Origin of the sequence: Hymenobacter aranciens (assembly GCF_030580865.1) — a bacterium.
GTDB classification, from domain to species: domain Bacteria; phylum Bacteroidota; class Bacteroidia; order Cytophagales; family Hymenobacteraceae; genus Hymenobacter; species Hymenobacter aranciens.
The window spans coordinates 37,253-62,236 of the sequence record NZ_JAUQSY010000007.1 but is presented as its reverse complement, the minus strand read 5'-3'; the positions used below and the strand labels follow the sequence as shown (position 1 = coordinate 62,236).

Sequence of the window (24,984 nt, the reverse complement as noted above, 5' to 3'; positions counted from 1 at the left end):
GTTATTTCTTGCCTTTGCGGCTAACAATCAGGTTCTCGGAATACTTGTTCTTGTTGCGGGTCTTCTGACCTTTGGCCAGAATACCATTGCGGCTGCGGGGGTGACCACCCGACGAGCGGCCTTCGCCACCACCCATGGGGTGGTCAACGGGGTTCATCGCAACACCACGAACGCGGGGACGACGACCAGCCCAACGGTTCCGGCCTGCTTTGCCCATGCGGACGTTCATGTGGTCGCCGTTCGATACCGTACCAACGGTAGCCGAGCAGGTAACCAGAATCATGCGCATCTCGCCGGAAGGCAGTTTCAGCGTAGCATAACGCTCTTCGCGGGCCACGAGCTGGGCGTAAGTGCCAGCCGAGCGGGCGATAGCGGCACCCTGACCGGGCTGCAGCTCGATGTTGTGCACGATGGTACCGAGGGGCATTTCGCGCAGGGGCAGCGTGTTGCCCACTTCGGGAGCTACGCCGGTACCCGACACGATTTGCGCGCCTACCTGGAGGCCAGCGGGAGCAATGATGTAGCGCTTCTCGCCGTCAGCGTAGCTGAGCAGGGCGATACGGGCGGTACGGTTGGGGTCGTACTCGATGGTTTTCACCGTGGCGGGCACACCGGCCTTCTCACGCTTGAAATCAACGATACGATACTGGGTTTTGTGACCACCACCGATGTAGCGGTTCGACATTTTACCGGAAGAGTTCCGGCCACCCGATTTGTTGAGGGAAGTCAGCAGGGACTTCTCCGGGGTCGACGAAGTGATTTCGTCGAACGCCGGCGCAACGCGGAAGCGTTGCCCAGGGCTGGTTGGTCTGAGTTTTTTTAGTGCCATTACTAGCTGTTGCTTTTGCGGCGAAAAATTGTGTTGAGTCGGCCGGCAGGGTTAGCCGCTGGCCGACTCAACATTTTAGAGATTACCGTAGAAATCGATAACGTCGCCTTCTTTCACCGTCACCACGGCTTTCTTGCCGTGGGCGCGGCGGCCCGAGATGGAGCCACCTTTGGTGAATTTCGACTTAATCTTACCGATAGTGCGCATCGTGTTGATGTCGGTCACCGTCACACCGTAGAGGGCTTCGATGTCCTTTTTGATTTGCACCTTGTTGGCCGTACGCTCGACAGCGAACGTGTAGCGGCCTTTTTCCTGCAAGCCCGTGGCCTTCTCGGTCACGATGGGATATTTCAGCGTGCTCATTATTCAGCGGAAGTATAAAGTTGGTTGAGCGAAGCCAGCCCAGCCTCCGAAATCAGCAGCGTATCGGTGTTGAGCAGGTCGTGGGTGTTCAGGGCTACGGGGGTAGCCACGGTCACCTTTTGCAGGTTGCGGGCACTCAGCACCACGTTCTTTTCTACCTCGCCGGTTACCAGCAGGGTTTTCTTGCCGTTGTTGAGCTTCAGGCCATCGAGGATAGCCAGGAAGTCCTTAGTGCGGGGAGCGCTGAGGCTGATGTTTTCCACCAGCGCGATTTTGCCATCCTTGGCCAAGCTCGACAGAGCTGACAGGCGGGCAACACGCTTGGTTTTTTTGTTCAGCTTGAAGCCGTAGTCGCGGGGTTCGGGACCGAAAATCCGGCCACCACCTACGAACACACCCGACTTCATGCTGCCGGCGCGGGCACCACCCGTACCTTTTTGCTTCTTGAGCTTCTTGGTGGTGCGGGCGATTTCAGCGCGCTGCTTCGACTTGTGCGTGCCCTGGCGCTGGTTGGCCAGGTACTGCTTCACGTCGAGCCACATCACGTGCTCGTTTACTTCGAGGCCGAAGATGGCGTCAGACAGGGTCACTTTGCGGCCAGTGTCTTCGCCTTTGATGTTATATACTGCGAGTTCCATCGTCGTTGTTTATTTCTCGAGTACCACGTAAGAGTTTTTGGCACCGGGAATCGAACCGCTCACGAGGATGAGGTTCTTATCGGCTACTACGCGCATCACTTTCAGGTTCTGCACTTTCACACGGTCGTTGCCCATGCGGCCACCCATGCGCATTCCTTTGAATACGCGCGAAGGCCAGGAGCAGGCACCGATAGAACCCGGGTGACGGAGACGGTTGTGCTGACCGTGAGTCTGTCCACCAACACCTTGGAAGTTATAGCGTTTTACAACGCCTTGGAAACCCTTACCTTTCGAGGTGCCTACTACGTCCACAAACTCGCCCTCTTCGAACAGAGTAGCGTCGATGGTAGCGCCAGCGGCGTAGGTCGATTCAGCGTCGAGGCGGAATTCAACCAGTTTCTTTTTGGGGGTGGTACCGGCTTTGGCGAAGTGACCAGCCAGGGCTTTGGTCGTGTTCTTCGCTTTCTTTTCGCCGTAGCCAATTTGGATGGCGGTGTAACCGTCGTTGGCTTTGGTTTTGACCTGCGTCACTACACACGGGCCCGCTTCGATGAGCGTGCAGGGAATGTTCTTCCCGTCCGGAGTGAAGAGGCTTGTCATACCGATTTTTTTACCGATGATGCCAGGCATTCTGTGGAGATTAATGAATACAAAAAGAAAACGGCCGAGTGCCGTTTTCGCAAATGGAGTGCAAAGCTAGGAAAAAATTCCGGGATTTCCCAACGGGGGCGAAAGAAATATTTTCCAGTGAGGGAGTTAGGCGCTTTCTAACGGGCCGGCTAGCTCACTGCCGGTCCCACACGGTGCCGCCCCATTCTTCTACCCGGATGATTCCTGCGTCGCTCGTCAGATAGATAACCTTCGCATCGGTTGACAGCGGTATCAGCGCCGAACCGGTTAAGGAGGTCGACTTCAACACTTGCTGATAAGTTTTAGTCCCGACAGTTAGTTGCGGCAACAACTCGCAGTTATAGCCGATGTTCCCCCCACTCTTTACGCGGTCAATGGCCAGAGTGAACTGCACCCAGTTCCAAGATAGACTACCCGCGAAGGGCAGACTGCTGTTATTGGTGCTGGCCTGCATTATGAGTTGGTGACTTATTGGGCTACCAACAGAATCGATTCGTTGTAGCGTTGCGGAGAATGCCTGCCGGTAATAGGATGGGCAGCTACTTGACTTTCCACCTCCACTCTCTTCCATGTCATCCGCACGTTTAGTGACGCGGTACACGCGCTCATACCCGGCCGCATTGCGAAAACGCCATTCGGTATTTACTGTGTACGGAGCAGTCCAGGTTTGTTCAGCTTCGGTCAACCGGTATTGCGGCAGGTCATCCTTATCGCACGCGCAACTGCTTAGGAAGTTCAATCCGACTGCTATAATACTCAGGCGGACAATTGTAGGCGAAATCATGGTAAATGAGAGGGGTAGAATCGGCAAATTTACTGGTTTCTGAACTGGACACAAACGAAAAAGCCCCACCGCGTTTCCGCAGTGGGGCTTTTGTTACTTCAAGCCGATTCCTCAGACTTTGATTTCCACGTCAACGCCGCTGGGCAGTTCCAGCTTCATCAGCGCGTCCACCGTTTTCGACGAAGTCGAGAAGATGTCCACGAGGCGCTTGTAGGTGCAGAGCTGGAATTGCTCCCGGCTCTTCTTGTTCACGTGGGGCGAGCGCAACACAGTAAACTTCTCCTTCTGCGTAGGCAACGGAATGGGGCCGCTCACGATAGCACCGGTAGCCTTTACGGCCTTCACGATTTTCTCCGAGGATTTGTCGACCAAGTTGTGGTCGTAGCTTTTCAGCTTGATGCGAATTTTCTGGTTCATTGGGTATTGGTAGGGGCCGATTGCCCCAGTTAGAAAAGCTTTTTTATTAGTTGTTCGTTGGTCGTTGTCAGTTGTTAGCTTTGGCTACCCTTTTACTAACAACTGACAACTAATACCTAACAACTATTTTCCTCCTTTAGCCTTGGCAACGATGGCATCGGCCATGTTGGTGGGCACCTGCTCGTAGTGCGAGAACGTCAGCGACGCCGAAGCGCGGCCCGACGAAATCGTGCGCAGGTCGGTTACGTAGCCGAACAGCTCCGACAGCGGAACGTCGGCCTTGATAACCTGGGCACCGGCTTTGGTGTCCATGCCTTTCATCAGGCCCCGACGACGGTTCAGGTCGCCGGTTACCGGGCCGGTGTACTCGTCCGGGCAAACTACTTCAACAGCCATGATAGGCTCAAGCAGTTTCGGACCAGCTTTTTTGGCCGCTTCGCGGAAGCCGTCACGAGCCGCGAGTTCGAACGACAGGGCGTCCGAGTCAACGTCGTGATACGAACCGTGGTAGAGGCGAACCTTCATCGTTTCGATGGGGAAGCCCGCCAGCGGGCCACGCTTCATCGCCTCTTCGAAGCCCTTCTGAATCGGGGCAATGAATTCGCGGGGGATTACGCCGCCCACGATGGCATTGTCGAACTCCAGACCGGGTTTTTCCGGCTCGGTTTCCTTCGGACCCAGTTCGAACACCACGTCGCCGAATTTACCACGGCCACCGGTTTGCTTCTTGTAGGTTTCGCGGTGGTCGACTTTCTTGGTGAGAATCTCCTTGTAGGCTACTTGCGGGGCACCTTGGTTGATTTCCACTTTGAACTCACGACGCATGCGGTCGATGATGATTTCAAGGTGCAGCTCGCCCATACCACGCAGGATGGTCTGGCCGGTTTCCTCGTCGGTGTTCACGCGCAGGGTCGGGTCTTCCTCAATGAGCTTGGCGATGGCCATACCCATTTTGTCAACGTCGGCCTGCGTTTTCGGCTCGATGGCGTAGCCGATTACCGGCTCGGGGAAGCTCATCGATTCGAGAACGATGGGGTTCTTCTCGTCGCTCAGCGTGTCGCCGGTTTTGATGTCCTTGAAGCCTACGCCAGCTGCAATGTCACCCGCTTGGATTTTGTCAATCGGGTTCTGCTTGTTGGAGTGCATCTGCATCAGGCGCGAGATACGCTCCTTCTTGCCGGTACGGTTGTTCAGCACGTACGAGCCCGACTCGAGCACGCCGCTGTAGCAACGGAAGAAGCACAGACGGCCTACGAAGGGGTCAGTCGCAATTTTGAACGCCAGGGCGGTGAAGGGCTCCGAGTTGTCGGGGTGACGCTCGATTTCCTCTTCCGTATCGGGGTTGGTGCCCACGATGGCGGGCATGTCGAGCGGCGACGGCAGGTAGGCCATTACGGCATCCAGCATCGTCTGCACCCCTTTGTTTTTGAAGGCCGAGCCGCACAGTACGGGCGAGAACTTCATGTCGATAACCGCCTTGCGGATTACCACCATCATTTCTTCACGGGTAATGCTTTCCGGGTCTTCGAAAAACTTCTCCATCAAAGTGTCGTCGTACTCGGCAACACTCTCGATGAGCTTCTCGCGCCACTCGGCTACCGTGTCCACGAGGTCCTCGGGAACGGGGATTTCGTCGTACGATTTGCCTTCGGTTTTGTCGTCCCACACGATGGCTTTGCCAGTCAGCAGGTCCACAACGCCTTTGAAAGTGTCTTCAGCGCCAATCGGAATTTGCAGCGGCACGGGGTTCGCGCCAAGCTTGTCCTTGATTTCGTTAACGGCTTTGAAGAAATCGGCACCGGCGCGGTCCATCTTGTTGACGAAGCAGATGCGGGGCACGTGGTACTTGTCAGCCTGACGCCATACGGTTTCCGACTGCGGCTCCACGCCCGATACGGCACAGAACAGCGCCACGGCGCCGTCGAGCACGCGCAGCGAACGTTCTACTTCTACCGTGAAGTCAACGTGGCCGGGGGTGTCAATCAGGTTGATTTTGTACTGCTTGGTCTCCGAGGTCGGGTCGCCCTTAATGTCGGTCGGGTAGTTCCAGAACGTCGTGGTAGCGGCCGAAGTGATGGTGATACCACGCTCCTGCTCCTGCTCCATCCAGTCCATGGTGGCAGCCCCGTCGTGCACCTCCCCGATTTTGTGGGTCTTACCGGTGTAATACAGGATGCGCTCCGACGTCGTGGTCTTACCGGCGTCGATGTGCGCCATAATCCCGATGTTACGGAGGTAGTAAAGGTCTTTGTTAACAGCCATTGTATGGATGAGTGATTGAGTGAACAAGCGAATGAGTGAAGCAGTGATTTGGTTCCTTGCGGCGGTAAATCACTGTTTCACTCATTCGTTCGTTCGCACTAAGTTTAGAAACGGAAGTGCGAGAAGGCCTTGTTGGCTTCGGCCATGCGGTGCGTGTCGTCCTTTTTCTTGACGGCGGCACCTTCGCCTTTGGCGGCAGCGATGATTTCGCCGGCTAGTTTGTCCTTCATGGTTTTCTCACCACGACGACGGGCGTATTGAATCATCCACTTCGAGCCTACGGCGATGCGGCGGTCGGCGCGCACCTCGATGGGCACCTGGAAGGTGGCACCACCTACGCGGCGGCTTTTCACCTCCACGGTCGGCATCACGTTGTTCAACGCTTTGCGCCACATTTCGAGGCCGCTCTCCTTGGTGCGCTGCTCCACGAGGTCGCAGGCGTCATAGAAGATGGTGTACGCCAGGTTTTTCTTCCCGTCGTACATCATGTAGTTCACGAAACGCGTTACCAGCGTCTCTTTGTATTTGGGGTCGGGAAGCAGGATGCGCTTCTTCGGTTTGCTCTTACGCATGGTTTTATGTAGTTGTCTGTTGTTAGCTGCTAGTTGTCAGTTGAATGGTTGAATGACCTCTCAACTGACAACTAACGACTGACAACTAATAAATTATTTCTTCTTGCCGGGTGCCGGTTTGCCACCTTTACCTGCTGCGGCCACCTGGCCCGGCTTCGGACGCTTGGCGCCGTACTTCGAGCGGCGCTGCAGACGACCGTTTACGCCGGCCGTGTCGAGGGCACCACGGATGATGTGGTAACGCACGCCTGGCAGGTCTTTTACCCGGCCTCCGCGAATCAGCACGATGCTGTGCTCCTGGAGGTTGTGGCCTTCACCGGGAATGTATGCGTTGACTTCCTTACCGTTGGTAAGGCGCACACGGGCCACTTTGCGCATAGCCGAGTTCGGCTTCTTAGGCGTGGTGGTGTACACACGGGTGCACACGCCCCGACGCTGCGGGCACGAATCAAGCGCGGGCGACTTCGACTTGGTAGTCAAAGCCTCACGGCCTTTCCGTACGAGTTGGTTAATGGTTGGCATTAATTGTTTGGTTTAGCAGGAGCCGTTTGCTCCCAATTTTTTGGCTTGCAAAGGTAGGAATTTTTCCCATCAATCGCAAACAGGGTGAGAATGTTAATTTTTGGCATCCAAACCCTGCTTGCAGCAAAAAGCGCTGCCGTTACTCACAGCAGCGCTTTTTGCAAAGATTTAAGGGTAAGCGGAAGCCTACGCCTCCCCAACCGAGCCCCCGAAATTCATCGGGTAGCTGGGCGCTTCGTTCTGCATCTTGATGGGGCCGAAGGCTTGCTCGAAGCGCTCCACGTTTTCGGTCAGGGCCTGGAGCAGGCGCTTGGCGTGCTCGGGCGTCACCACGATGCGGGCTTTCACCTTGGCCTTGGGCAGGCCGGGCATCATGCGGATGAAGTCGATAACGAACTCGCTGTTGCTGTGCGCAATCATGGCGAGGTTGGCGTACTCGCCTTCGGCCAGGGCCTCGGGCAGTTCGATGTTGATGGCGTTGGGGTCGGGGTTTTGGTTGGGTTGCATAAAGAATGATTTGGTTTAACTAAACTGTTAAAAATCCAGTTGTAACTAAATTAGCTTTTCAATTCAAAGGTCGCGAGAAATGACAGAAGAAGTAATCGAAGCTGGTAAAAGGCTTGGCAAGGCAAAAGAGGACCTGAAAAAGATGGAAAAATCATTGTCTTCAGGCGCAATTCTTCACGGAAACCCTCTTCAGCAAGCCCAACAGAGGAGAAACGTTCTTGAACCTTTTGAGCAAGAAATTGCTGATGCTCAAAAGCAATATGATTCTGCTTTATCGGAACAAAATCGAAAAAGGAAACATGCTGCTGAATTATAAACAGGAAGCATAACTTAATAATAAACAAAAAAGCCGACCGGATACCCCGGTCGGCTTTTCCATTACAAACCTAAGCGAAATTACTCCGCCGAAACTTCGCGCTTGCCGGCGCGGGTGGGGCGCTTGGCAGGCATGGTTTCTTCGGCGGCCTTGGCGGCTTGCGCCGCCTCCATCTCCTCCTTGGTGGTCACAATCTGGCGGGTGTATTCGCGCAGACCGGTACCGGCCGGGATGAGGTGGCCCACAATCACGTTCTCCTTCAGGCCGAGCAGCTCGTCGGCTTTGCCACGGATGGCGGCTTCGCTCAGCACCTTGGTCGTTTCCTGGAAGGAAGCGGCCGAGATGAACGAGGCCGTACCCAGCGACGCCTGCGTGATGCCTTGCAGCGTGGGCCGCGATACGGCTGGCTGGGCATCGCGCACCTGCACAAGGGTGAGGTCGCGGCGACGCAGGCTGGAGTTCTCGTCGCGGAGGCGGCGGGCCGTCACAATCTGGCCGGGGCGCAGGTTGGTCGAGTCGCCGGCTTCGGTCACCACCTTCATGTCGATGATGGTGTCGTTTTCCTCCATGAAAATCACCTTGTCGATGACCTGGTTTTCGAGGAATGAGGTATCGCCGGCGTCGAGAATCACCACTTTCTGCATCATCTGGCGAACCACCACCTCGATGTGCTTATCGTTGATTTTCACACCCTGCAAGCGGTACACTTCCTGGATTTCATTCACGAGGTACTCCTGCACGGCACCCGGACCCTGAATGTTCAGGATGTCCGAAGGCGTGATGGCCCCGTCCGAGAGCGGTGCCCCGGCGCGTACGAAGTCGTTGTCCTGCACCAGGATGTGCTTCGACAGCGGCACCATGTACTTTTTCTTCACGCCGTCTTTCGACTCCACGAAGATTTCGCGGTTGCCACGCTTCACCGTGCCGTAGGTTACCACACCGTCGATTTCAGACACCACGGCCGGGTTCGACGGGTTGCGGGCCTCGAAAAGCTCCGTCACGCGGGGCAGACCACCGGTGATGTCGCGGGTTTTGCCCACGGCCCGGGGAATCTTGGCCAGGATGTGGCCGGCCGAGACTTTCTGGTTATTCTCCACGCTCAGGTGCGAGCCTACCGGGATGCTGTAACCCTTCTGCCCTTCCGGGTCGCCCTTCTTACCGGGGCGGATAATCACGGAGGGGTTCTGGTCCTTGGCCTTCGATTCGATAATCACCTTCTCACGGTAACCGGTCTGTTCGTCCGATTCCTCGCGGTAGGTGATGCCTTCGGTGATGGCGTCGTAGACAACGGTACCGTCGAACTCGGCCAGAATAACGGCGTTGTACGGGTCCCAGTTGTTGAGCTCCTGGCCTTTCTCCACTTCCTGGCCGTCTTTCACGAGCAGGAACGAGCCGTACGGCACGTGGTGCGAGATGAACACCTTGCCGGTGCCTTTCTCTAGGATACGAATTTCACCCGAGCGTCCCATCACCACTTGCGTGTTGCCGTTGTCGCCAGCCACGTCCACGGTGCGGATGTCTTCGAACTCAACCACGCCAGCAAACTTGGCTTTCAGGTTAGCCTCAACGGCGATGTTGGAAGCCGTACCACCTACGTGGAAGGTACGCAGGGTCAGCTGCGTGCCGGGCTCACCAATCGACTGTGCGGCGATAACGCCAACCGCTTCGCCTTTCTGCACCATGCGGCCCGAGGCCAGGTTACGGCCGTAGCACTTAGCGCAGATACCGCGCTTGGCTTCGCAGGTCAGCACCGAGCGGATCTCCACCGATTCGATAGCCGTGGCGTCGATGCGGCGGGTCGTGTCTTCCTTAATCTCGTTACCGGCCACGAGGATAACCTCGTCGGTCAGCGGGTCGATGATGTCGTGCACGGCCACGCGGCCGAGGATACGCTCGGCCAGCGGCTCTACGATGTCCTCGTTGTCCTTCAGGGCGAAGGTTTCGATGCCGCGCAGGGTACCGCAGTCGCTTTCATTCACGATGACGTCCTGCGACACGTCCACCAGACGACGGGTCAGGTAGCCGGCGTCAGCCGTTTTCAGAGCCGTATCGGCCAGACCTTTACGGGCACCGTGCGTCGAGATGAAGTACTCGATTACGTCCAGACCTTCTTTGAAGTTGGACAGAATCGGGTTTTCGATAATCTCGCCGACCGAGCCTTGCAGCGACTTCTGGGGCTTGGCCATCAGACCACGCATCCCACCCAACTGACGAATCTGCTCACGCGAGCCACGGGCTCCCGAGTGCATCATCATGTAGATGGAGTTGAAGCCCTGGTTTTCTTTCTCCAGACGGCCCATCAACGTTTCCGTAATCTGGTTGTTGATGCGCGTCCAGATGTCAATTACCTGGTTGTAACGCTCGTTGTCGGTAATCAGACCCATCTGGTAGTTCTGCGTCACGGCGGCCACGTCGGCCTGCGCTTGCTTCACCAGGATGTCCTTCTCAATCGGGATGTTGATGTCACCCAGACCCATGCTCAAGCCGCCTTTGTAAGCCGACTGGAAGCCCAAGGTCTTGATGTCATCGAGGAACTGCGCCGTGCGGGCCATGCCCGTGCGCTTGAATACCATCGAGATGATTTGCTGCAGTTTCTTTTTGGTCAGCAGCTCGTCTACGAAGCCTACTTCCGTCGGCACCATCTGGTTGAACAGCACGCGGCCGGCAACCGTCTCGATGATTTTGGTAACGAGGTCATCGTTTTCGTCGCGAATCTGCGCCCGCACCTTGATGTAGGCGTGTTTTGAGAGCTGACCTTCATTTATGGCAATTACCACCTCCTCATCGGAGTAGAAAATGCGGCCTTCGCCTTGAATCTTCTCTTCGTCGGTGCTGCGCTTGCCTTTGGTCACGTAGTACAGCCCAAGCACCATGTCCTGCGACGGTACCGCGATGGGCGCGCCGTTGGCCGGGTTCAGGATGTTGTGCGAGGCCAGCATGAGCATCGAGGCTTCCAGGATAGCGGCCGGTCCGAGCGGAACGTGCACGGCCATCTGGTCACCGTCAAAGTCAGCGTTGAAGGCCGTACACACCAGCGGGTGCAACTGGATAGCCTTGCCCTCGATGAGGCGCGGCTGGAACGCCTGGATACCCAGACGGTGAAGCGTAGGAGCGCGGTTGAGCAGGACAGGGTGGCCTTTCAGCACGTTCTCCAGGATGTCCCACACCACGGCGTCCTTGCGGTCCACGATTTTCTTGGCCGACTTCACCGTTTTCACGATGCCGCGCTCGATGAGCTTGCGGATGATGAACGGCTTAAACAGCTCGGCCGCCATGTTCTTGGGCAGGCCGCACTCGTGTAGCTTCAATTCCGGACCCACCACGATTACCGAACGACCCGAGTAGTCAACCCGCTTACCGAGCAGGTTCTGACGGAAGCGGCCCTGCTTGCCTTTCAGCATATCGGACAGCGACTTCAGGGCGCGGTTGCCCTCGGCGCGCACGGCGTTCACCTTACGCGAGTTGTCGAACAAGGAGTCAACAGCTTCCTGCAGCATACGCTTCTCGTTCCGCAGAATCACTTCCGGCGCCTTGATTTCAATCAGGCGCTTGAGGCGGTTGTTGCGAATGATAACGCGACGGTAGAGGTCGTTCAAGTCGGAGGTAGCGAAACGGCCACCATCCAGCGGCACCAGCGGGCGCAGCTCCGGCGGAATCACCGGCACCATGCGGATAACCATCCACTCGGGCTTGTTTTCCACACGTGTTGCGGCATCGCGGAAGGCTTCCACCACGCGCAGGCGCTTCAGCGCCTCAGCTTTACGCTGCTGCGAAGTTTCGTGCGCGGCCGAGTCGCGGAGCGAGTAGCTCAACTCGTCGAGGTTGATGCGCTCGAGCAGCATCTGCAGCGCGTCGGCCCCCATTTTGGCGATGAACTTTTGCGGGTCATCGTTGGGCAGCATCTGGTTTTCGCGGGGCAGCTTGTCCACCTGGTCGAGGTACTCGTCCTCGGTCATGAAATCGAGTTGCTGCACACCTTCTTCGGCCAGCACGCCGGGCTGCACCACCACGTAGCGCTCGTAGTAGATAATCTGGTCGAGCTTCTTGGTGGGTAGGCCCAGCAGGTAGCCGATTTTGTTCGGCAGGCTCTTGAAGTACCAGATGTGCGCCACGGGCACCACCAGCTCGATGTGGCCCATGCGCTCGCGCCGCACTTTTTTCTCGGTTACCTCCACGCCGCAGCGGTCGCAGATGATGCCTTTGTAGCGAATGCGTTTGTACTTACCGCAGTGGCATTCCCAGTCCTTCACTGGACCGAAAATCCGCTCGCAGAACAAGCCGCCCATTTCGGGCTTGTAAGTGCGGTAGTTAATGGTTTCAGGCTTCACCACTTCGCCGGTGCTGCGCTCCAGAATTGCTTCGGGCGAGGCCAGCGAGATGGTGACTTTTGAAAAGTCCTGAATTACTTTTTTGGTTTTTGCAAAAGCCATTTGAGTTGGTTTAAGCTGTTAGCTGTTGGCTTTGTTGCTGTTGAAATCCCCGCTCGTCGCCAGACGAACGCAAGAGGCTTTAACAGTTCGACGCTTAAAAAAGTGCCTTTGCGTAACAGATAGGTATGTCGGGCAAAGGCACTTTCAGAAGGTCATTTTATTAAAAATCTACGCAGCGGAGCAAAGCGCGGGAAGGCCTTCGATTAGGTTACTTAGAGAATTGGTTGCCGCTGCCCTGACCATATCTCGGAGCAGCTTCCCCAGTTTCTTTCACCGAAGCGTTTTCCCGTCTTTTCTTACCAGAGCCGCTCAATCAGCGTCTCGTCCTGTCCACCGGATAGTGGCTAGCAATTACCGGTTAACCAGTAATTGCTAGCCATTAAAAACTAGTCCATCGTAATTTCCAACGCCAGACCACGCAGTTCGTGGAGCAGTACGTTGAACGACTCGGGGATATTCGGCTTCGGCAGGATGTCACCTTTCACGATGGCTTCGTACGCCTTAGCACGGCCCACCACGTCATCCGATTTGATGGTCAGGATTTCCTGCAGCACGTTGGATGCCCCGAAGGCTTCCAGCGCCCACACTTCCATCTCACCGAAGCGCTGACCACCGAACTGCGCCTTACCACCCAGCGGCTGCTGCGTGATGAGCGAGTACGGCCCGATAGAACGGGCGTGCATCTTGTCGTCCACCAAGTGACCGAGTTTGAGCATGTAAATCACACCCACGGTCACTGGCTGGTCAAACTGCTGCCCGCTCAGACCGTCGTACAGGTACGTCCGGCCGAAGCGCGGCAGACCAGCTTCGGTCAGCTCAGCCGAAACCTCGGCTTCGGTAGCACCGTCGAAAATCGGCGTCGAGTAGCGACGGCCCAGTTTCAGACCGGCCCAGCCGAGTACCGTTTCGTAAATCTGCCCGATGTTCATCCGGCTCGGTACGCCCAGCGGGTTCAGCACGATGTCCATCGGCGTGCCGTCGGCCAGGAAGGGCATGTCCTCATCGCGCACGATGCGGGCTACCACCCCTTTGTTACCGTGACGGCCGGCCATCTTGTCACCCACCTTCAGCTTGCGCTTCTTGGCGATGTACACTTTGGCTAACTGCACGATGCCGGCGGGCAGTTCGTCACCAACTTCCAGCGTGAAGCGCTGACGCTTGAAGCGTGCGGTGATGGTGTTGCGGCGCTTGGCGTAGTTTTTCACCAGCTCCTGCACCATACCGTTCATCTTCGCGTCGGCCGTCCAGCCTTCCATCACCAGGTCTTTGAAGAGGTTCACCTCTTCCGGCACGGCGTAGTTGCTTTCGTCCTTATAAGGGTTCTTCTCGGGGAAGAGGCCTTCGGTCAGGTTCTTGCGGTTAAACTTCACGCCCTTGGCAATCATCTCCTCGCCGAAGCGGTGCTTGATGCCCTGCGAAGTTTTGCCTTCCAGCAGCTGCACCAGCTTATCAATCATGATAACCTTCACGGCGCGAAGCTCGCGGGCATAACCATCTTTCAAGTCCTCCACTTCCTTCTTCGACTTGGCCCGCAGGTTTTTGTCTTTTTTCGGACGCGAGAACAGCTTGGTGCCGATAACCACCCCTTGCAGGGAGGGCGGCGCCTTGAGCGAGGCATCTTTCACATCGCCAGCCTTGTCACCGAAGATGGCGCGGAGCAGCTTCTCCTCCGGCGTCGGGTCCGTCTCGCCTTTCGGCGTGATTTTGCCAATCAGGATGTCGCCTTCCCGCACTTCCGCGCCGAGACGGATGATGCCGTTGTCGTCGAGGTTACGCACGGCGTCTTCGCTCACGTTCGGAATTTCCGAAGTCAGCTCTTCCTCGCCACGCTTAGTCTCGCGCACTTCCAGCTCAAACTCCTCGATGTGAATCGAAGTGAAGATGTCGTCGCGAACTACGCGCTCCGAGATGACGATGGCATCCTCGAAGTTGTAGCCCTGCCACGGCATGAACGCCACCTGCATGTTGCGGCCCAGGGCGAGCTCGCCTTGGTTGGTGCCGTAGCCTTCGCAGAGCGGCTGGCCTTTGGTCACCCGGTCACCGCGCTTCACGAGCGGCGTCAGGTTTAAGCAGGTGTCCTGGTTGGTCCGGCGGAACTTGATGAGGTCGTAGCTGATACGCTCGGCGTCGAAGCTAATCATGATGTCGTCCTCCGAGAGGTCGTATTTCACCACGATTTTGTTGGCGTCCACGTAGTCGATTACGCCTTCCCCTTCCGACATCACCAGCACGCGCGAGTCGGTGGCAATACGGCCTTCCAGCCCGGTACCCACGATGGGAGCCTCCGGACGGAGCAGCGGCACGGCCTGTCGTTGCATGTTCGAGCCCATTAGCGCACGGTTGGCGTCATCATGCTCCAAGAACGGAATCAGCGAAGCAGCCACCGATACAATCTGGTTCGGGGCCACGTCCATGTACGAGTACTCAGTCGGAGCCACTACCGGGAAGTCGCCTTCGAAACGGCCTTTCACCAGCTCCTGGGTCAGCTTGCCGTTATCGTCCAGCAGCGAGTTGGCCTGGGCGATGTGGTGCGTATCCTCTTCCTCAGCGGTCAGGAACTTCACGTTGGTGCTCATATCCACCTTGCCCGCTTTCACGTCGCGGTAAGGCGTTTCAATGAAGCCCATCGAGTTCACGCGGGCGTGCACGCACAGCGACGAAATCAGCCCGATGTTCGGGCCTTCCGGCGTTTCAATAGTGCAAAGACGGCCGTAGTGGGTATAGTGAACGTCTCGTACCTCGAAGCCAGCGCGCTCACGCGACAGACCTCCCGGCCCGAGGGCCGAAACGCGGCGCTTGTGCGTCACTTCGGCCAGCGGGTTCGTCTGGTCCATGAACTGCGACAGCTGGTTCGTGCCGAAGAACGAGTTGATTACGCTCGACAAAGTACGGGCGTTAATCAGGTCGACCGGCTTGAAGTCCTCGTTGTCGCGCACGTTCATGCGCTCCTTGATGGTACGCGCCATGCGGGCCAGACCCACGCCAAACTGGGCGTAGAGCTGCTCGCCCACGGTACGCACGCGGCGGTTGCTCAAGTGGTCAATGTCGTCGACAATGGCCTTCGAGTTAATCAAGCCAATCAGGTACTTCACGATGAGCACGATGTCCTCATTGGTCAGCACCCGCGACTCCTGCGCCATGTCAATCTGGAGCTTCTTGTTAATCCGGTAGCGGCCCACCTCGCCGAGGTCGTAGCGCTTGTCCGAGAAAAACAGCTTCTGGATGATATCGCGGGCAGTCTCTTCGTCGGGTGCCTCCGTATTCCGGAGTTGACGGTAAATCTGCTCCACGGCTTCCTTCTCCGAGTTGGAGTTGTCCTTCTGCAGCGTGTTGTAGATGATGGCGAAGTCCGCGATGTTCACGTTTTCGCGGTGCAGAATTACCGACTTGGCCCCGGCTTCGAGGATGGTGTCGATGTCTTCTTCCTCAATAGTCGAGTCGCGCTCTAGCAGCACCTCGTTGCGGTCGATGGAAACCACCTCGCCGGTATCCTCGTCCACGAAGTCTTCCGTCCAGGTGCGCAGCACGCGGGCGGCCAGCTTCCGGCCGACGGCTTTCTTGAGGTTTTTCTTATCGGCCTTCACCTCTTCCGACAGCCCGAACAAATCGAGAATGTCCTTATCGGTGCCGTAGCCGATGGCGCGCAGCAGCGTCGTCACCGGGAACTTCTTCTTCCGGTCGATGTACGCGTACATCACGTTGTTCACGTCCGTGGCAAACTCAATCCACGAGCCTTTGAACGGAATAATACGGGCCGAATACAGCTTGGTACCGTTGGTGTGCTTGCTCTGGGCGAAGAACACGCCCGGCGAACGGTGCAGCTGCGATACGATAACGCGCTCAGCGCCGTTAATCACGAACGAGCCCTTCTCCGTCATGTACGGAATGTTCCCGAGGAACACTTCCTGCTCGATGGTTTCGAAGTCCTCGTTGTCCTTATCGTTGCAGATAAGACGCAGTTTAGCTTTCAGCGGCACTGAATAAGTCAGGCCCCGGTCAATGCACTCGTCAACCGAGTACTTGGGCGGGTCGACGTGATAATCAATAAAATGCAGCACGAAGTTTTCGCGCGAGTCGGAAATCGGGAAGTTCTCGGCAAACACTTTGAACAAACCCTCGTTAGAGCGGCTTTCGGCGGCCGTCTCCAACTGGAAGAAATCCTGGAACGACTGCACCTGCACGTCCAGGAAATCCGGGTACTCGATTACCTTCTTAATCTTGGCGAAATTGATTCGCTCGGCGGCCAGTTTCTTCAATGAGGCCGTTTTTGCTTTCGGTGTAGCCAATGCGATGGGGATTATAAGATGGACACGGAAGCGTACTACCGGGAGCCGCCCCGTAGGCGGCCGTCAGCCTCGCGGGCACCGGCCCGCGCCCAGAACTCGCTCAGCAAGAGCAAAGTTGGCTGACGCAAATAAAGCGCGAACTGCGGGTTCGCGCTACTGACACGCTACAAACAGGAAAAGACCTGGCTAAGTTGCCAGGTCTAATCCTTATTTGAAGCGGGCCTCTGGATGCTTCAGAAGAAGAGACTACTTAATCTCTACTTCAGCACCGGCTTCTTCGAGTTGCTTTTTCAGCGACTCAGCCTCGTCTTTGGCTACGCCTTCTTTCAGGGGCTTGGGAGCGCCGTCAACTAGCTCTTTGGCTTCTTTCAGGCCCAGACCGGTCAGGTCTTTCACCAGTTTCACCACGGCCAGTTTCTGACCACCAGCAGCTTTCAGGATAACGTCGAAAGCGGTTTTCTCTTCCGGAGCTTCCTCGGCAGCAGCGCCACCGCCACCAGCCATCATTACGGGAGCAGCAGCAGCCGGCTCGATGCCGTACTCATCCTTCAGGATACCTGCGAGTTCGTTTACTTCTTTCACCGTCAGGCTAACGAGCTGCTCAGCGAATGCTTTCAAATCTGCCATTTCTGTAGATTGTTAAAAAAGGTTGTTGTTGAATTGAATTGAAAGTGAAAAAGATGAGCAGCGGTTAGCCTGCAACCTCTTCTTTTTCGGAAAGCGTTTTGAGGATGCCGGCCAGTTTGTTGCCGCCGCTTTGCAGCGCCGAAATAACGTTCTTGGCGGGCGATTGCAGCAGGCCGATGAGTTCACCGAGCAGTTCCTGCTTGCCTTTGATGGTGGTCAGACCTTCGAGCTCTTTCGAGCCGATGTAGATGCTGGCGTCCACGTAAGCGCCTTTCAGCACCGGCTTGGGCTCTACGCCACGGGCATAGTTTTGAGCCTTATAGAAGTCGCGCAACAGCTTGGCCGGGGCCGAGCCGCTCTCCTGCGAGAACAACACGCCCGATTGGCCTTTCAGCGCGGCGTCCATCTCCGAAGTGTCGCTACCGAGGGTATCGAGCGCCTTCCGGATGAAGGTGTTTTTGTAGACCTTGAATTCCATGCCGCGGTTGAAGCACAGGCGACGGAACTCGTTGATTTTGGCCACCGACATGCCAGCAGCGTCGGTGATGTAGAATGCGTTGTGCGACTGAAACTTCTCGCTCAACTCATCCACGAGGGCTTGTTTTTCTTCCCGATTCATGGTTGGTTGATGTTATTAGTTAGCGGAAGAAACCGTGCTGTCAACCGGTACGCCGGGCGACATCGTGCTGCTGAGCGTGATGCTTTTGATGTAGGTACCTTTCGACGACGAAGGCTTCAGGCGACCCAACGTCTGGATTACCTCCAAAGCGTTTTCGGCCAGCATGCTCGGGTCGAACGAAACTTTACCTACCGAGCAGTGAATGATACCGGTTTTGTCAACTTTAAAGTCGATTTTACCAGCTTTCACTTCCTGCACTGCCTTAGCGACGTCGGTCGTTACCGTACCCGATTTCGGGTTCGGCATCAGACCGCGGGGACCGAGCACCCGGCCCAGACGACCCACTTTAGCCATTACGGCCGGCATGGTGATAATCACGTCGATGTCTGTCCAGCCTTTCTCGATTTTCGAGATGTAGTCGTCCAGACCCACGAAGTCGGCGCCGGCGGCAGTGGCTTCGGCCTCCTTATCGGGAGTCACGAGGGCCAGCACACGAACGGTTTTGCCGGTGCCGTGAGGCAGCGTCGCTACGCCGCGCACCATCTGGTCGGCTTTGCGGGGGTCCACACCCAGGCGCACGTCGATATCAACCGAGGCGTCAAATTTGGTGTACGTGATGTCCTTTACTACCTGAGCGGCCTCCAACAGGCTGCGCACTTGGGTCAGGTCGTGCTTGGCAAGGGCGTCCTTGCGCTTTTTGCTGATTTTTGCCATTGTCTTATCGCCGGTTAATTATTCAGCAAAAGGCGAGTCGCCTTTCACGGTGATGCCCATGCTACGAGCCGTACCGGCTACTTGCTTCATGGCCGACTCCACTTTGAACGCGTTCAAATCCGGCATTTTCGTTTCGGCGATGGTGCGGATTTGGTCCCACGTCACGGAACCTACTTTGTTCCGGTTCGGCTCTTTCGAACCGCTCTGGAGCTTAGCAGCTTCCATGAGCAGTACCGGGGCGGGTGCCGTTTTCACCACGAAGTCGAACGACTTGTCGGTGTACATCGTAATCAGGACCGGGCACACTTGGCCAGCTTTATCCTGGGTCCGCGCATTAAACTGCTTGCAGAACTCCATGATGTTCAAGCCTTTGCTACCAAGTGCAGGTCCTACCGGCGGTGCAGGATTCGCAGCGCCTCCCTTAATCTGCAAGCGCAGATAACCTCTGATTTCTTTGGCCATTTGGGTTGTTAGGCTGGAGGTTGTCGCGTCGTAACTCGCGGCTTCCCCAGTTATCGAAAACTCCTGTTTGGAAGCCCCATCAGCCCGGAGTGAATGGCTGGCGTGGTAATATTATTAGTAGTAGTCGGTATTGGGTAGTCGGTGGTCTGCATTAGACCACCGACTACCCAATACCGACTACGTTTTATACTTCTTTCTCCACCTGCGTGTAGCTCAATTCTACCGGCTGCGAGCGGCCGAAGATTTTCACTACAACGCTCAATTTCTTACGCTCTTCAAACACCTCGTCCACGTTGCCAGAGAAGCCGTTGAAGGGACCATCAATCACCTTCACCAACTCGCCGATTACGTAGGGCTTGTCGAGGGTAGCGGTCAGTTCCTGCTCCTGCTCGTCCACAATGCCGAGGATACGATTCACCTCGCTCATTTGCAGCGGGATGGGCCGGTTATTGGCCGAGTCCTTCTTGTCCTTGTCGCCGAGGAAGCCAATCACGCCCGGCGTGCTGGTGATGATGTGGTCCACCTCGCCGTGGCCAAGCTCAGCCTGGATGACGATGTAGCCGGGGTAGAGGTTCCGCTCGCGGACGCGCTTCTTGCCGTTGCGCATCTCGAACACTTTCTCCACCGGAATCAGCACTTGCGGCACGTAGTCGGTCAGGTTGTGGCGGCCGAGCTCCGTTTCGAGGTAGTTCTTCGCCTTCTTCTCCTGCCCGCTCACGGCGCGGACAATGTACCATTTCATTTCGCCCATCACCGATTAGCGAAACGAGTTGTAGAACATCTTGAGCAGCGACTCAAAACTCACATCCATCACGCCCACCACGATGGCGAAAATGATGGAACCAGCCAGCACCAGACCAGCGCTTTTTTGCAGCTCAACTGAAGTAGGCCACGTTACATTGTAACGCATCTCTTCGATGGTGGCGCGGAAATAGTTGCTCAGTTTGTCCATTGGTGCGGAAAAGCCGGCCGGGCCGGTAAAAACTAATTAACTCAGAGCAAACGCCCTATAAAGCACGAGTGGAGAGATTCGAACTCCCATCAAAGGTTTTGGAGACCTCTATTCTACCCTTGAACTACACTCGTAGGATGGCACCCCATCGCCGCAATTGTGGTAATGGGAGTGCAAAGGTAAGAAAAACAAATCAGAAAGCAAGTTGCTTCAGCAAATTACTTTCTCTGATTTTAGTAGCGCCTAGCGCGTGTACACGCGCCATTGGTAAGTATTCGGAATGTATGGTTGGGTTTCTGTCAGCTTAATGCGGGAACTGCTTAGTTCAGTCACATTATAGACGATTACAACACCTCCCATTTCAGTTTCCAGCTGCGTCTGGTTATTCAGCCAGCGCCAAGTGCCAACGCCCGTTTGCAAAGTGGAAATGCACGGGACAGTGCCATCGTCAAAGAGATATCTGCCCCCCTGGCTCAAACCGATAAGTGTTATCCAATCGGCAGGCCGGAAGACTATTGTATTCGACAACCATAAGACCATAACCAGTAGCAGGTGGCAGTGGTGTAGTCATGCTGTTCATTCTCCAGCTACCTCCTGTCAGCATTTCTTCACGTGTCGGATTGACAGTATCCTTCTTGCAAGAGAATAGTGTGCTTGTGATAAGTATTAAAATAGGGTAGAGCTTAGTAGACATGATGTATTAAAGATGATTACAAGAACTCAGTGTAAGGTAAAGCAAAAAAACGCCCCCGATTGCTCGGGGGCGTTTTCAATTCAGCGCTTAGGCGGAGAACTAGTCGAGGATTTCGGTTACCTGACCGGCACCTACCGTACGGCCACCTTCGCGGATAGCGAAGCGCAGGCCTTTCTCCATGGCCACCTTGTTGATGAGCTCAACGGTGATGGTGATGTTGTCGCCGGGCATTACCATTTCAACGCCCTCGGGGAGGGTGATGATGCCAGTAACGTCGGTGGTACGCAGGTAGAACTGCGGACGGTAGTTGTTGAAGAACGGGGTGTGGCGGCCACCTTCCTCTTTCGAGAGAACGTACACCTCAGCCTTGAACTTTTTGTGGGGGGTTACCGAGCCGGGCTTGCAGATAACCATGCCACGACGGATGGCTTCTTTGTCGATACCGCGGAGCAGCAGGCCCACGTTGTCGCCAGCTTCGCCGCGGTCAAGGATTTTGCGGAACATTTCCACACCCGTTACGGTCGACTTCAGGCCTTCGGCACCCATGCCGAGGATGTCAACTTGCTCGCCCGAGTTGATAACCCCGCGCTCGATACGACCGGTGGCTACCGTGCCACGGCCCGTAATCGAGAACACGTCCTCTACCGGCATCAGGAAGGGCAGGTCGGTCAGACGAGCGGGAATCGGAATGAACGAGTCCACCGCGTCCATCAGCTCGTTGATTTTGGGAACCCAGGTAGCGTCGCCGTTCAGGCCGCCCAGGGCCGAGCCTTGGATAACCGGAATGTTGTCGCCGTCGAAGTCGTAGAACGAGAGGAGTTCGCGGATTTCCATTTCCACCAGCTCGAGGAGCTCGGGGTCATCCACCATGTCCACCTTGTTCATGAACACCACCAGCTGGGGCACGCCTACCTGACGGGCGAGCAGGATGTGCTCGCGGGTTTGGGGCATCGGACCGTCGGTGGCAGCTACTACGAGGATAGCACCGTCCATCTGGGCAGCACCCGTTACCATGTTCTTCACGTAGTCGGCGTGACCGGGGCAGTCAACGTGGGCGTAGTGACGGTTTTTGGTGGAGTACTCTACGTGAGCGGTGTTGATGGTGATACCACGCTCTTTTTCTTCGGGAGCATTGTCAATCGAAGAGAAGTCACGCTTTTCGGCCAGACCTTGGTTAGCCAGCACCATCGTGATAGCAGCGGTCAGGGTCGTTTTGCCGTGGTCAACGTGGCCGATGGTGCCGATGTTTACGTGCGGCTTGGACCGGTCGAAATTTTCTTTAGCCATTGTAAAGAGTAAAAAAGAGAGGTGGTGAAGTGAATTTGAAGGTAAATCCGACCCTACAACAAGAAAGCGAGACTCAGCCCCTGATTTCGGAAAACTGTGTGTCGCTTACTCGTGAGAACCGCGCCTGCTTGGGTTTAATTCAATCAGGACTTGTATAAAGTGAGCCATTTATGGGATTTGAACCCATGACCTCTTCCTTACCAAGGAAGTGCTCTACCACTGAGCTAAAACGGCTTATTTCAAAAATATGAGCGGGAGACGAGGTTCGAACCCGCGACCTGCAGCTTGGAAGGCTGCCGCTCTACCAACTGAGCTACTCCCGCAGATGGCATCATTAAAAAGTGGGGGTAACAGGACTCGAACCTATGAACCCGAAGGAGGTGAGTTACAGTCACCCGCAATTGCCGCTATGCGATACCCCCAATTTGTGGCGTTTCGCGGCCGATTGCCAGGAAACATTTCCCGTTGATTAGTTGCTGCTGAAATAGCTTCTTTTCGTAAGGGAGCACAAAATTACTGCTTTTTGAACACAAGGCAAGAGGTCAGGCAAAAAAAGGTTGTTCTTTTTTTGCCGAAATCTTTTATCCTACTCTTACATAAGGCCGTAAAATGCTTTCAACCGCTCGTCGGTTTCTTTCTCCCGAATGTTCTGGAGGATAGTTTTGAGGTTGGGGCTGCTGGCGACGAGGGCAGCGAGGCCCCGGTAGGCTCCGAGGCGCACGTAGTACTTAGGGGCGGTGCGGGCATAGTCTTCGAGAATTTTGATGCCTTTGTCGCGCTCCACGGGCGGGATGCGCGCCATGAGGTTGCCGAAGGCCTGGAAGTAGTTGTAGAGGTCCATCTCGGGCATGTCGGGCAGACGGCGCAGGAACCACTGGTACTGGTCGAGGCCGCCGTGCTGGGCGTAGTAGTTGGAGATGGCCAGCATCAGAGTGCTGTTGGGCGTGTCTTCGAGGGCCGCAATCTGGCTTTTGGCGTTGACGATGGGATTTTTCGTCAGGGCCTCGACGGCGGCGGCGGCTACGGTGTAAGAACTGTCGTTGAGGCCGGCGAGGTAGTAGGAGCCGAAATTCTCGTTAGGGAAGCTGGCGAGGCAGATAAGGGCCTGGGCGCGCACGCGCGAGTTGGGGTCGGCACTGGCGAGACGCTGGATGTCCTTGCGCACGGCGTTGCTTTCGGGGCCGCGGTAGCGGCGCAGGTGCTCCAGCGCGAGGCGGCGCAGGGCCCAGAATTTGTCGCTGAGGGCGTTGCGCATCATGCTGCTCACGGCCAGCTCCATGGTTTTGTTCTGGAGCAGGTTGAGGGCTTCGGCTTTCTGGGCGTAGCCGCTGCCGTGGTAGAACTGGTAGAGCAATTCCTCCTGGCTGCGGTCTTCGTCGATTTGGGCCAGCAGGATGTTGTCGCTGTCGAATTTGACAAGGGCGGGCTTCTGGCTGGCGGGCAGCTGGAAGGTCTGGCTGGCGCGGGTGACGACGATATGGTGCTCGGTGGGCTGGTTATTGTTCCAGACGGTGACCGTGACGGGCAGGCGGTACACGGGCTGGAAGAGCGTATCCTGCACCTGCTGCACTTGCAAACTCACCTGGTTGTTGGCGTAGATGTGGCTTACCTTCAGCTCGGGGTGGCCGCGCTGCATGAACCACTGGTTAAAAAACCACATCAAGTCTTCGCCGGTGGTTTCCTCGAACGCGACGCGCAGCTTCGAGATTTCGACGGCGGTGAGCTTGTTGGTGGTGAGGTAACGGTTGAGGGCAGTAAAGAAAGCGTCATCGCCGAGGTGGTGGCGCAGCATGTGCAGCACCCGGCCGCCCTTCTCGTAGGAGTGGCGGTCGAACATCTCCTCCTTATCCTGATAATGGTAGCGGATGAGCGGCTCGCGCTTGCTCTGGGCCTCGTCGAGGTAGTTGTTGAGCTTACGCTCCTGCACCAGCGCGGCTTCGTCGGGGCCGAGCTTGTATTCAGCCCACAGCAGCTCCGAATAATCAGCGAAGGACTCGTTCAGCGGCAGGTTCGACCACGATTCGCTGGTGACGTAGTCGCCGAACCACTGGTGGAACAGCTCGTGGACGATGGTAGACTCGCCGGTATCGTAGGAAGCATCCAGCAGCTCGCGCTGGGTGGCTTGGATGCTGGCGCCGTGGGTGGTGGCGGTGGTGTTTTCCATGGCCCCGCTCACGTAGTCGCGCACGGGTATCTGGGCATATTTTTCCCAGGGAAATTCGACGCCCAGCTTAGTGGAGAAGTACTCCAGCATCTCGGGGGTGCGGCCGAAGATGGCGCGGGCGGTGCCGGCGTACTGCGGCTCGACGTAGTAATCGACGGGTTTGCCGCGCCAGGTGTCGCTCACCACGGCGAAGTCGCCGACGACCATCGTGGCGAGGTAGGGTGCGTGGGGCTGGCTCAGGCGCCAGGTGTCGGTGCGGGTGCCGTCGGGGTTGGGGTTGGAGCTGACGAGCAGGCCGTTGGACAGGGTTTTAAACTGCTTTTCCACTGTCAGGCTGATTTCCTGCGTCATGCGCTGGTTGGGCCGGTCGATGGTGGGGAACCAGCAGGAACTGGCTTCGGTCTCGCCCTGGGTCCAGATTTGGCGGGGCTTGTTTTTCTCGGTGCCGAGGGGGTTGATGAAATACAGACCCTTATCGGAGGTTATGGCGTCGGAGCCGCCACCGGCAGGTAGCTCGTTGGGCTTGGCGACGTAGGCGATGCGCACTTGATAAGTCTCGGTACGCGGGTAAGCGTGGTCGAGGGTGATGGTGAGCTGGCGCTTGTCGTAGGTGTAGGGCAGCGTCTTGTTTTTCTTAGGGCCGAGGAGCTCTATTTTCTGAATGTCGAAGCCTTTGGCATCGAGCACCAACTGCGACTGCGGGTAGAAGTGCGAGCGGAGCGTGAGCACGGCCGTGCCTAGCAGGTGCTGCTTCTTGTAGTCGAAGCGCACGTCGAGCTTGGTGTGGGTGACCTCGGTGAGGATGGTGGCGGCGGGCTGGTAGGGTGTATCGCCGGGCAGCCAGGAGGGCACCACGATAGAAGCCGGAGCGGCAGCGGGCGCGGACGCGGACGCGCTTTTTTCGCTCTT

At 56.5% G+C, this 24,984-nt stretch carries 21 protein-coding genes and 4 tRNA genes; 1 reads left to right on the top strand and 24 read right to left on the bottom strand.

Going from position 1 to position 24,984, the window contains the following annotated elements; genetic code table 11:
• Position 1: 1 nt before the first annotated feature.
• The 10 genes from rplB to Q5H93_RS11450 form a co-directional block, all read right to left on the bottom strand.
• Positions 2-829 carry a 50S ribosomal protein L2 gene (rplB, locus tag Q5H93_RS11495; protein WP_305006674.1) on the bottom strand — a complete coding sequence of 276 codons (828 nt, stop codon included), beginning with the start codon at positions 827-829 and terminating at the stop codon, positions 2-4.
• Between the two features lie 75 nt (positions 830-904).
• Positions 905-1,192 (bottom strand): 50S ribosomal protein L23, encoded by a 288-nt coding sequence (gene rplW, locus Q5H93_RS11490; protein ID WP_305006673.1) that lies wholly within the window; start codon positions 1,190-1,192, stop codon positions 905-907.
• The gene (gene rplD, locus Q5H93_RS11485) at positions 1,192-1,830 is read right to left on the bottom strand and encodes a 50S ribosomal protein L4 (RefSeq protein ID WP_305006672.1); all 639 of its coding nucleotides are present in this window, start codon (positions 1,828-1,830) and stop codon (positions 1,192-1,194) included. The genes rplW and rplD overlap by 1 nt, the downstream gene beginning before the upstream one ends.
• A 9-nt stretch (positions 1,831-1,839) precedes the next feature.
• The gene (gene rplC / locus Q5H93_RS11480) at positions 1,840-2,460 is read right to left on the bottom strand and encodes a 50S ribosomal protein L3 (RefSeq protein WP_305006671.1); all 621 of its coding nucleotides are present in this window, start codon (positions 2,458-2,460) and stop codon (positions 1,840-1,842) included.
• A 154-nt stretch (positions 2,461-2,614) separates the two neighbouring features.
• The gene (locus Q5H93_RS11475; protein WP_305006670.1) at positions 2,615-3,244 is read right to left on the bottom strand and encodes a hypothetical protein; all 630 of its coding nucleotides are present in this window, start codon (positions 3,242-3,244) and stop codon (positions 2,615-2,617) included.
• A 111-nt stretch (positions 3,245-3,355) separates the two neighbouring features.
• Positions 3,356-3,661: a 30S ribosomal protein S10 gene (rpsJ, locus tag Q5H93_RS11470; RefSeq protein ID WP_190925673.1), complete on the bottom strand. Its 306-nt coding sequence runs from the start codon at positions 3,659-3,661 to the stop codon at positions 3,356-3,358.
• Positions 3,662-3,784: 123 nt separating this feature from the next.
• Positions 3,785-5,923 carry an elongation factor G gene (gene fusA / locus Q5H93_RS11465; protein ID WP_305006669.1) on the bottom strand — a complete coding sequence of 713 codons (2,139 nt, stop codon included), beginning with the start codon at positions 5,921-5,923 and terminating at the stop codon, positions 3,785-3,787.
• Between the two features lie 104 nt (positions 5,924-6,027).
• Entirely contained in the window at positions 6,028-6,495 is a 468-nt protein-coding gene (gene rpsG / locus Q5H93_RS11460; RefSeq protein WP_305006668.1) for a 30S ribosomal protein S7, read from the bottom strand.
• A gap of 93 nt (positions 6,496-6,588) precedes the next feature.
• Positions 6,589-7,017 carry a 30S ribosomal protein S12 gene (gene rpsL, locus Q5H93_RS11455; RefSeq protein ID WP_198990954.1) on the bottom strand — a complete coding sequence of 143 codons (429 nt, stop codon included), beginning with the start codon at positions 7,015-7,017 and terminating at the stop codon, positions 6,589-6,591.
• Between the two features lie 186 nt (positions 7,018-7,203).
• Positions 7,204-7,524 (bottom strand): DUF3467 domain-containing protein, encoded by a 321-nt coding sequence (locus Q5H93_RS11450; RefSeq protein ID WP_305006667.1) that lies wholly within the window; start codon positions 7,522-7,524, stop codon positions 7,204-7,206.
• Between the two features lie 79 nt (positions 7,525-7,603).
• Here Q5H93_RS11450 and Q5H93_RS11445 point away from each other — a divergent pair, with 79 nt between their 5' ends.
• Positions 7,604-7,840, top strand: coding sequence for a hypothetical protein (locus Q5H93_RS11445; protein WP_305006666.1), 237 nt, complete (start codon positions 7,604-7,606; stop codon positions 7,838-7,840).
• Positions 7,841-7,920: 80 nt separating this feature from the next.
• On the opposite strand, the gene rpoC is transcribed toward Q5H93_RS11445, so the two are convergent.
• The 14 genes from rpoC to Q5H93_RS11375 form a co-directional block, all read right to left on the bottom strand.
• On the bottom strand, positions 7,921-12,270 hold the full coding sequence (rpoC, locus tag Q5H93_RS11440) for a DNA-directed RNA polymerase subunit beta' (RefSeq protein ID WP_305006665.1): 4,350 nt from the start codon (positions 12,268-12,270) through the stop codon (positions 7,921-7,923).
• Positions 12,271-12,656: 386 nt separating this feature from the next.
• Positions 12,657-16,526 (bottom strand): DNA-directed RNA polymerase subunit beta, encoded by a 3,870-nt coding sequence (gene rpoB, locus Q5H93_RS11435; protein ID WP_305006664.1) that lies wholly within the window; start codon positions 16,524-16,526, stop codon positions 12,657-12,659.
• A gap of 276 nt (positions 16,527-16,802) precedes the next feature.
• Complete coding sequence (gene rplL, locus Q5H93_RS11430; RefSeq protein ID WP_305006663.1) at positions 16,803-17,183, bottom strand: 50S ribosomal protein L7/L12; 381 nt, start codon at positions 17,181-17,183, stop codon at positions 16,803-16,805.
• 64 nt (positions 17,184-17,247) lie between these two features.
• The gene (rplJ, locus tag Q5H93_RS11425) at positions 17,248-17,802 is read right to left on the bottom strand and encodes a 50S ribosomal protein L10 (protein WP_305006662.1); all 555 of its coding nucleotides are present in this window, start codon (positions 17,800-17,802) and stop codon (positions 17,248-17,250) included.
• A gap of 15 nt (positions 17,803-17,817) precedes the next feature.
• Complete coding sequence (gene rplA / locus Q5H93_RS11420; protein ID WP_305006661.1) at positions 17,818-18,516, bottom strand: 50S ribosomal protein L1; 699 nt, start codon at positions 18,514-18,516, stop codon at positions 17,818-17,820.
• Between the two features lie 18 nt (positions 18,517-18,534).
• On the bottom strand, positions 18,535-18,978 hold the full coding sequence (gene rplK / locus Q5H93_RS11415) for a 50S ribosomal protein L11 (protein ID WP_305006660.1): 444 nt from the start codon (positions 18,976-18,978) through the stop codon (positions 18,535-18,537).
• A 184-nt stretch (positions 18,979-19,162) separates the two neighbouring features.
• On the bottom strand, positions 19,163-19,729 hold the full coding sequence (gene nusG / locus Q5H93_RS11410) for a transcription termination/antitermination protein NusG (protein ID WP_305006659.1): 567 nt from the start codon (positions 19,727-19,729) through the stop codon (positions 19,163-19,165).
• 6 nt (positions 19,730-19,735) lie between these two features.
• Positions 19,736-19,930, bottom strand: coding sequence for a preprotein translocase subunit SecE (gene secE, locus Q5H93_RS11405; RefSeq protein ID WP_305006658.1), 195 nt, complete (start codon positions 19,928-19,930; stop codon positions 19,736-19,738).
• Positions 19,931-19,993: 63 nt separating this feature from the next.
• A tRNA-Trp gene (locus Q5H93_RS11400) sits at positions 19,994-20,064 on the bottom strand.
• A gap of 659 nt (positions 20,065-20,723) precedes the next feature.
• Positions 20,724-21,911, bottom strand: a complete 1,188-nt coding sequence (gene tuf / locus Q5H93_RS11395) for an elongation factor Tu (RefSeq protein ID WP_305006657.1) — start codon at positions 21,909-21,911, stop codon at positions 20,724-20,726.
• A gap of 162 nt (positions 21,912-22,073) precedes the next feature.
• A tRNA-Thr gene (locus tag Q5H93_RS11390) sits at positions 22,074-22,145 on the bottom strand.
• A 16-nt stretch (positions 22,146-22,161) separates the two neighbouring features.
• Positions 22,162-22,234: transfer RNA gene (locus tag Q5H93_RS11385), tRNA-Gly, on the bottom strand.
• Between the two features lie 19 nt (positions 22,235-22,253).
• Positions 22,254-22,333, bottom strand: a tRNA-Tyr gene (locus Q5H93_RS11380).
• A gap of 170 nt (positions 22,334-22,503) precedes the next feature.
• A complete protein-coding gene (locus Q5H93_RS11375; RefSeq protein ID WP_305006656.1) occupies positions 22,504-24,930 on the bottom strand; it encodes a M1 family metallopeptidase in 2,427 nt (808 codons plus the stop codon).
• Positions 24,931-24,984: the final 54 nt, after the last annotated feature.

What these genes read in the sequence shown, in the direction of transcription:
- rplB (WP_305006674.1), bottom strand. Translation starts at nt 829, where the DNA reads ATGGCACTAAAAAAACTCAGACCAACCAGCCCTGGGCAACGCTTCCGC.
- rplW (WP_305006673.1), bottom strand. Translation starts at nt 1,192, where the DNA reads ATGAGCACGCTGAAATATCCCATCGTGACCGAGAAGGCCACGGGCTTG.
- rplD (WP_305006672.1), bottom strand. Translation starts at nt 1,830, where the DNA reads ATGGAACTCGCAGTATATAACATCAAAGGCGAAGACACTGGCCGCAAA.
- rplC (WP_305006671.1), bottom strand. Translation starts at nt 2,460, where the DNA reads ATGCCTGGCATCATCGGTAAAAAAATCGGTATGACAAGCCTCTTCACT.
- Q5H93_RS11475 (WP_305006670.1), bottom strand. Translation starts at nt 3,244, where the DNA reads ATGATTTCGCCTACAATTGTCCGCCTGAGTATTATAGCAGTCGGATTG.
- rpsJ (WP_190925673.1), bottom strand. Translation starts at nt 3,661, where the DNA reads ATGAACCAGAAAATTCGCATCAAGCTGAAAAGCTACGACCACAACTTG.
- fusA (WP_305006669.1), bottom strand. Translation starts at nt 5,923, where the DNA reads ATGGCTGTTAACAAAGACCTTTACTACCTCCGTAACATCGGGATTATG.
- rpsG (WP_305006668.1), bottom strand. Translation starts at nt 6,495, where the DNA reads ATGCGTAAGAGCAAACCGAAGAAGCGCATCCTGCTTCCCGACCCCAAA.
- rpsL (WP_198990954.1), bottom strand. Translation starts at nt 7,017, where the DNA reads ATGCCAACCATTAACCAACTCGTACGGAAAGGCCGTGAGGCTTTGACT.
- Q5H93_RS11450 (WP_305006667.1), bottom strand. Translation starts at nt 7,524, where the DNA reads ATGCAACCCAACCAAAACCCCGACCCCAACGCCATCAACATCGAACTG.
- Q5H93_RS11445 (WP_305006666.1), top strand. Translation starts at nt 7,604, where the DNA reads ATGACAGAAGAAGTAATCGAAGCTGGTAAAAGGCTTGGCAAGGCAAAA.
- rpoC (WP_305006665.1), bottom strand. Translation starts at nt 12,270, where the DNA reads ATGGCTTTTGCAAAAACCAAAAAAGTAATTCAGGACTTTTCAAAAGTC.
- rplL (WP_305006663.1), bottom strand. Translation starts at nt 17,183, where the DNA reads ATGGCAGATTTGAAAGCATTCGCTGAGCAGCTCGTTAGCCTGACGGTG.
- rplJ (WP_305006662.1), bottom strand. Translation starts at nt 17,802, where the DNA reads ATGAATCGGGAAGAAAAACAAGCCCTCGTGGATGAGTTGAGCGAGAAG.
- rplA (WP_305006661.1), bottom strand. Translation starts at nt 18,516, where the DNA reads ATGGCAAAAATCAGCAAAAAGCGCAAGGACGCCCTTGCCAAGCACGAC.
- rplK (WP_305006660.1), bottom strand. Translation starts at nt 18,978, where the DNA reads ATGGCCAAAGAAATCAGAGGTTATCTGCGCTTGCAGATTAAGGGAGGC.
- nusG (WP_305006659.1), bottom strand. Translation starts at nt 19,729, where the DNA reads ATGGGCGAAATGAAATGGTACATTGTCCGCGCCGTGAGCGGGCAGGAG.
- secE (WP_305006658.1), bottom strand. Translation starts at nt 19,930, where the DNA reads ATGGACAAACTGAGCAACTATTTCCGCGCCACCATCGAAGAGATGCGT.
- tuf (WP_305006657.1), bottom strand. Translation starts at nt 21,911, where the DNA reads ATGGCTAAAGAAAATTTCGACCGGTCCAAGCCGCACGTAAACATCGGC.